The sequence below is a fragment of the Streptomyces sp. SID14478 genome (assembly GCF_010548525.1).
Lineage (GTDB): Bacteria > Actinomycetota > Actinomycetes > Streptomycetales > Streptomycetaceae > Streptomyces.
The window spans coordinates 1-6,279 of the sequence record NZ_JAAGMG010000558.1; the positions used below are offsets into that span (position 1 = coordinate 1).

Here is a 6,279-nt window from a genome sequence, read left to right on the forward strand (position 1 = left end):
GCCCCGGGGTGACTCGGTGACCGGCCGGCCCTGTCCGCAGCCGGCGGACCGTGGACCCTCCCTCGCGCCCTCCCGGCCGCCGTCGCCTGCGCGCCGTGCCGTGCCGTTGCGGTCCCTTCCGTTCCGCGGCGGGACGACGGTCGGTACGCGGCCGGACACGCCGGGGAAACGGCGGCCGAGTGGCCTGGGACACTCGGACATCTACGCGCGTTGACAAACCCGTGTGGCGACAGGTGAGCTTTGCGTGGACAGTTTTTCCCAGCGGAGCAAAGGGGCTCATACCGGTGGCCAGGAAGATCATTCTCGACTGTGACCCGGGGCATGACGACGCGATCGCCATGCTCCTCGCCCACGGCAACCCCGACGTCGATCTGGTCGCCGTGACCACCGTCGTCGGGAACCAGACCCTGGAGAAGGTGACCCGCAACGCCCTCTCGGTGGCGGCGATCGCAGGCATCACCGGGGTCCCGTTCGCGGCGGGCTGCCCGCGCCCCCTGGTCCGCGAGATCGAGACGGCCCCGGAGATCCACGGCGAGAGCGGCCTGGACGGGCCCGATCTCCCCGCCCCCGCCTTCGCGCTCGACCCCCGGCACGCCGTCGACCTCATCATCGACACCGTGATGGCGCACGAGCCGGGCGAGATCACGATCGTGCCGACGGCGGGCCTGACGAACATCGCGCTGGCCGCCCGCAAGGAGCCCCGCATCGTCGAGCGGGTCCGCGAGGTCGTGCTGATGGGCGGCGGCTACCACGAGGGCAACTGGAGCCCGGTCGCCGAGTTCAACATCGTCATCGACCCCGAGGCCGCCCACATCGTCTTCAACGAGTCGTGGCCCGTCACCATGGTCGGCCTGGACCTCACCCACCAGGCCCTCGCGACCCCCGCCGTCGAGGAGAAGATCAAGGCGGTCGGCACCGCGCCCGCGCGCTTCGTCCTCGAACTCCTCGACTTCTTCCGCGAGACCTACCGCGAGAACCAGGGCTTCGCGCACCCGCCGGTGCACGACCCGTGCGCCGTCGCCTACGTCATCGACCCGGGCGTGATGACCGTACGCAGGGCGCCCGTCGACATCGAGCTGCGCGGCGCCCTCACCCTCGGCATGACCGTGACCGACCTGCGCTCCCCCGCGCCCGACGACTGCCACACCCAGGTCGCCGTCGACCTGGACCACGACCGCTTCTGGAACCTCGTCGTGGACGCCCTCGTCCGCATCGGAGAAACCGGAGTGAGCACCGCATGAACGTCTCCGCCTCCCCCCACACCCCGGCCGGTGACTCCCGCGCGGGACGCCCGGCCCGGGTCGGCGCCCTCATGGCCGCCCTGCTCGCGGCCAGCTTCGCCTTCCAGCTCAACGCCTCGATGCTCAGCCCCGCCCTCGCGACGATGGCCGACGAGCTGGACACGACCGCCTCGGCGATCGGCGTCACCCAGACGGCCTTCTTCACCGCGGCCGCGCTGTTCTCCCTCTTCCTGCCGCGCCTGGGCGACCTGATCGGCCGCCGCAAGGTGCTCACCGGGATGATGGTCCTGATGGCCGTCGGCTGTGTGATCTCCGCGCTCGCCGGGTCCGTCGGCACGCTCGCCGTGGGCCGCGTCGTCCAGGGCGCCTCGGGCCCGACGATCCCGCTCGCGCTGATCATGCTTCGGGTCGAGGTCCCCGACCCGAAGAAGTACGGCACGCTCCTCGGCATCGTCACGGCCGTCAACGGCGGCATCGCGGGCGTCGACTCGTTCGCGGGCGGCTCGCTGGCCGAGCACCACGGCTACGCCTCGATCTTCTGGGTCATGACCGGCTTCGCCGCCCTCGCGGCCGTGCTCGTACGGTTCCTCGCACCCGACTCGCGCGCCGAGATCCGGCCGCCCATGGACTGGCCGGGCGTCGCGCTCCTCGTCGTCTCCGTCGGCGCCCTGCTGATCGCCTTCAACGAGGCGGGCAAGCTGGCCGACGCGAACTGGCCGCTGGCCCTCGGTCTGCTGGTCCTCGCGGCGCTCGCCTTCTGGGCGTTCTGGCGCATGGAGCAGCGCGCCAAGCACCCCCTCGTCACCACGCACCTGCTCAAGCGGCGCGCCACGTGGGCGCTGCTGCTGTCGACGATGCTCACCATGACCGGCGTCTTCGCCCTCATGAACGGCCTGCTGCCCGGCTTCGCCCAGGACACGGCGGTGGGTCTCGGGCTCGGCGCCGAGGGCGCCACCTGGTGGACGCTGACGCCGTACGCGCTCGCGGGCCTGGCCATGGGCCCGGTCGCCGGACGGCTCGCCGCCACCTTCGGCTACGGCCGCATCCTGCGGATCGGGCTGGTGGCCACGGCGGCCGCCACCGTCCTGGCCCTGCTGACCCTGCAGACCGACTCCCCCGGCCTGCTGCTCACGGTCTCGATCCTGCTCGGCGCGGCCTACGCGGGCATGGCCAACATCATGCTGAACGGTCTGGGCATCGTGCTCTCCCCGAAGGAGAACCCGGGCTTCCTGCCGGGCCTGAACGCGGGCTGCTTCAACCTGGGCGCGGGCCTGAGCTTCGTGGTCCTGTACGCCGCGATGGACGCCGTCGCCCCGGCCGACACGACCTCGGTCGGCGGCTACAGCGCCGGAGTCGTCGCGGGCCTCGTCCTGCTCGTGGCGGCCCTGTTCACGTCGCTGCTCATCCCGAAACCGGTGGACGCGGAGGCGGCGGCCTGACCTACCCTCGACGCCATGACCGCCTCACCCTCCTCCGGCAAGCCCCTCGTCGCGATCCTGACCGGTGCCGGCATCAGCACCGACTCCGGCATCCCCGACTACCGGGGGCCCAACGGGGTGTGGCGCAAGGATCCGGACGCCGAGAAGCTCGTCACGTACGCGTACTACATGAACGATCCGGAGATCCGGCGCCGCGCCTGGCAGGTGCGGCGCCGGGCCGTCACCCTCACCGCCGAGCCGAACGGCGCGCACCGCGCGATCGCCGACCTCGAACGGTCCGGCGTGCCCGTGCGGGTCCTCACGCAGAACGTCGACGGGCTGCACCAGCGCGCGGGACTGCCGGACCGCAAGGTGCTCGAACTGCACGGCTCCGCACGGCAGTTCCTGTGCACGCAGTGCGGTGAGCGCGGCCCGATGGAGGCGGCGATCGCCCGTGTCGAGGCGGGCGAGGACGACCCGGGCTGCCCGGTCTGCGGCGGCATCCTGAAGTCGACGACCGTGATGTTCGGCGAGAGTCTCGACCCCGTGGTGCTCGCCGAGGCCGTCGCGGTCACGAAGGCCTGCCAGGTCTTCTTCGCCGTCGGCTCCAGCCTCCAGGTCCACCCGGCCGCGGGCCTGGCAGGGCTGGCCGCGCAGCGCGGGGCGCGTCTGGTGGTGGTGAACGCCGAGCCGACCCCGTACGACGAGGTGGCCGACGAGGTCGTACGGGAGCCGATCGGGACGGCGTTGCCGCGGCTGCTCGGCGAGCTGGCCGCCCGCTAGAAGAGGGCCGTGCCGCGCTCGAAGTCGAGCAGGCGGCGCTTGCGGTCCAGGCCGCCGCCGTAGCCGGTGAGGTCCCCACCCGCGCCGATCACCCGGTGGCAGGGCACGATCACGCTGACGGGGTTCTTGCCGTTGGCCAGGCCCACGGCGCGGGAGGCGGCCGGGTTGCCGAGTGCCTTCGCGAGTTCGCCGTAGGTGCGGGTCTCGCCGTACGGGATCCGCTGGAGCTGCTGCCAGACGGAGCGCTGGAAGTCCGTGCCGTGCAGCGCGAGGGGGAGGTCGAACTCCTTCAAATCCCCCTGGAAATACGCCTCCAGCTGGTCGATGACCGCACCGAAGGGGCGCCCGTCGCGGGCGCCGAAGGTCTCCTCGGCGGGACGGTGGCGCTGCTCGGTCATGTAGAGGCCGGACAACGTGCCGTCGGTGGCGACGAGGGTGAGCGGTCCGTAGGGGCTGTCGACGACGGTGTGCTGTTTCGTCGCGTGACTCATGGTCGTACGTCCTTACGCGGGCAGGAAGTTGATCGGGTGGTCGTCGGTGGCCCACAGGTACTGGGTCGCGTACGCCCGCCAGGGGCGCCAGGCGGCGGCCCGCGCGGTGAGCGCGGCGGGGGTGTGCGGCAGGCCCAACTCCTGTGCGGCGCGCCGCATTCCGAGGTCGGTGGGCAAGAAGGCGTCGGGGTCGCCGAGGGCGCGCATGGCGATGGCCTCGATGGTCCAGGGGCCGAAGCCGGGCAGCTCGGCGAGCCGGGCGCGGGCCTCGGCCCAGTCCGACTCGGGCCCCAAGGTCAGTGCCCCGTCGGCGAGTTGGCGTACCAGCGTCAGGAGCGTGGTGCGGCGGCTGCGCGGCAGGGCCAGCGACGCGGGGTCCAGCGAGGCCAGCGCGGCCGGCTCCGGGAACAGGTGGGTGAGGCCGCCCTCGGGGTCCTCGACGGGTTCGCCGTGGGCCTGCACGAGGCGGGCGGCGTGGGTGCGGGCGGCCGCGGTGGAGACCTGTTGGCCGAGGACGGCGCGCACGGCGAACTCGGCCTCGTCGACGGTACGTGGCACGCGGCGGCCCGGCGCCTTGTCGACGAGCGGCGCGAGCAGCCGGTCGGTGCGCAGCAGGCCGTCGACGGCGACGGGGTCGGCGTCGAGGTCGAGCATCCGGCGGCAGCGGCTGATGGCGACGGTGAGGTCGCGCTGGTCGGTGAGGGTCAGGCGGCAGCCGACGTACTCGGCGCCGGGGGTCAGGGCCACGATGCCTTGCCCGTACGGCAGCCGCAGCGTGCGGCGGTACGCGCCGTCGCGCCACTCCTCGACACCGGGTACGGCGGTGGCGGCGAGGTGCCCGAAGAGGTTGTCGGGGGTGAGCGGCGCGCGGAACGGCAGCCGCAGGTCGAGGGCGCCGGGTGCGCTCGGCCTGCCCTTGGGCGCGCGGGTGCGCAGTTCGCTCGGGGAGAGTGCGAAGACCTCGCGGACGGTGTCGTTGAAGGTGCGGATCGAGGCGAAGCCGGCCGCGAACGCGATGTCGGCCATGGGCAGCCCCGTCGTCTCGATGAGCAACCGCGCGGTCTGGGCGCGCTGGGCACGGGCGAGGGCGAGGGGGCCGGCCCCGAGTTCGGCGTTCAGCTGCCGCTCGATCTGCCGTTCGCTGTAGCCGAGGCGGCGGGCCAGGCCGGGGATGCCCTCGCGGTCGACGATCCCGTCACCGATGAGCCGCATGGCGCGGGCGGTGAGGTCGGCGCGCTGGTTCCACTCCGGGGAGCCGGGGCTGGTGTCCGGGCGGCACCGCTTGCAGGCCCGGAATCCGGCCTGCTGGCAGGCGGCGGCGCTCGGGTAGAACACCATGTTGCGCGGCTTGGGCGGCACGACGGGGCAGCCGGGTCTGCAGTAGATGCGGGTGGTCAGGACGGCGGTGAAGAACACCCCGTCGAACCGGGTGTCCTTGGCCTGCACCGCGCGGACGCACCGTTCGGTGTCGGTGTGCATGGCCGCCGTGCCGTGGACCGCGTCCGCGGCGGTGTCCGGGTGGGCGAGTGCCTTGTCGGTGGGCATGCCTCAAGGATCGGGCATGGTGAGCGGCTCGGCTGGCGAGAATCCGACATCGTCCTCGGCCCTCCGGGGCGGACACGGGAGGGGGCGCGCGTCCCTCCGGGTGACACCGGCGGGGCGCGCGGACGCGCTCCGCCCGCCCCCTTTTCGCTACGCGCGCCCCTGACCTGCGGATAATTCGTCAACTCGGTTGAAAAGAGGAGCTGTTCGGAAGATATGGCTGGTTCCCGGCGCACTTTCCTGTGCCTACAGTCGTGCTGCTGATCCGTTTCCCCGGCGGCCGAACACGGCCGCCACCAGGAACAGAGCGAGGTTCGAGTGACCGTAGTCGACCGTCCCCCAGGGGCCTCCTGCGACCGCGCCACCGCGGTTCTGGAAGGGCTCGCGGGCTGGGTGCCGCCGCGCCGGGTCACCAATGCCGAGCTCCCGGCGGCCTGGGGAGTCGACGACGCCTGGGTGCGGCGCCGCACCGGGATCGCCACCCGTCACTGGGCCGCGGAGGGGCTGCGCACCGGCGATCTGGCCTTCGAGGCGGCCCGGCGGGTCCTGGCGGAGCTGGACGGCCCCGAGCCGGACACCGTCCTCGTGGCGACCTCGACGCCGGACCGGCCGATGCCGGCGATGGCGCCGCACCTGGCGGCCCGTCTCGGTCTCGGGCAGGTCGCCGCCTGGGACGTCGCGGCGGCGTGCAGCGGCTTCGGCTACGGGCTGGCCACGGCGACGGGTGCCCTCGCCGCCGGCTGTGCGCGGCGCGTGCTGCTGGTCGCCGCCGAGGTCTACTCGACGCTCGTGGACCCCGCGGAC

Annotated in this window: 5 protein-coding genes and 1 pseudogene; 4 read left to right on the forward strand and 2 right to left on the reverse strand. The window is 73.1% G+C overall.

What is annotated here, in order from left to right:
* The first annotated feature begins 284 nt into the window (after positions 1-284).
* The 3 genes from G3I40_RS18485 to G3I40_RS18495 are packed head-to-tail and all read left to right on the forward strand — an operon-like array spanning position 285 to position 3,442.
* Positions 285-1,241, forward strand: a complete 957-nt coding sequence (locus G3I40_RS18485; protein WP_164303244.1) for a nucleoside hydrolase — start codon at positions 285-287, stop codon at positions 1,239-1,241.
* A complete protein-coding gene (locus G3I40_RS18490) occupies positions 1,238-2,680 on the forward strand; it encodes an MFS transporter (RefSeq protein ID WP_164303245.1) in 1,443 nt (480 codons plus the stop codon). The genes G3I40_RS18485 and G3I40_RS18490 overlap by 4 nt, the downstream gene beginning before the upstream one ends.
* A gap of 15 nt (positions 2,681-2,695) precedes the next feature.
* Positions 2,696-3,442, forward strand: a complete 747-nt coding sequence (locus G3I40_RS18495) for a Sir2 family NAD-dependent protein deacetylase (RefSeq protein ID WP_164303246.1) — start codon at positions 2,696-2,698, stop codon at positions 3,440-3,442.
* On the opposite strand, the gene G3I40_RS18500 is transcribed toward G3I40_RS18495, so the two are convergent.
* Entirely contained in the window at positions 3,439-3,933 is a 495-nt protein-coding gene (locus G3I40_RS18500; RefSeq protein ID WP_164303247.1) for a methylated-DNA--[protein]-cysteine S-methyltransferase, read from the reverse strand. The two genes, G3I40_RS18495 and G3I40_RS18500, sit on opposite strands and share 4 nt — an antisense overlap.
* A gap of 12 nt (positions 3,934-3,945) precedes the next feature.
* Positions 3,946-5,412, reverse strand: coding sequence for an AlkA N-terminal domain-containing protein (locus tag G3I40_RS18505; protein ID WP_164303248.1), 1,467 nt, complete (start codon positions 5,410-5,412; stop codon positions 3,946-3,948).
* Between the two features lie 381 nt (positions 5,413-5,793).
* Here G3I40_RS18505 and G3I40_RS18510 point away from each other — a divergent pair.
* A pseudogene (locus tag G3I40_RS18510) lies at positions 5,794-6,279 on the forward strand (3-oxoacyl-ACP synthase); the annotation flags it as partial.

Excerpts from the sequence above, each read along its gene's own strand:
- G3I40_RS18490 (WP_164303245.1), top strand. The coding sequence starts at position 1,238 with ATGAACGTCTCCGCCTCCCCCCACACCCCGGCCGGTGACTCCCGCGCG.
- G3I40_RS18505 (WP_164303248.1), bottom strand. The coding sequence starts at position 5,412 with ATGCACACCGACACCGAACGGTGCGTCCGCGCGGTGCAGGCCAAGGAC.
- G3I40_RS18495 (WP_164303246.1), top strand. The coding sequence starts at position 2,696 with ATGACCGCCTCACCCTCCTCCGGCAAGCCCCTCGTCGCGATCCTGACC.
- G3I40_RS18500 (WP_164303247.1), bottom strand. The coding sequence starts at position 3,933 with ATGAGTCACGCGACGAAACAGCACACCGTCGTCGACAGCCCCTACGGA.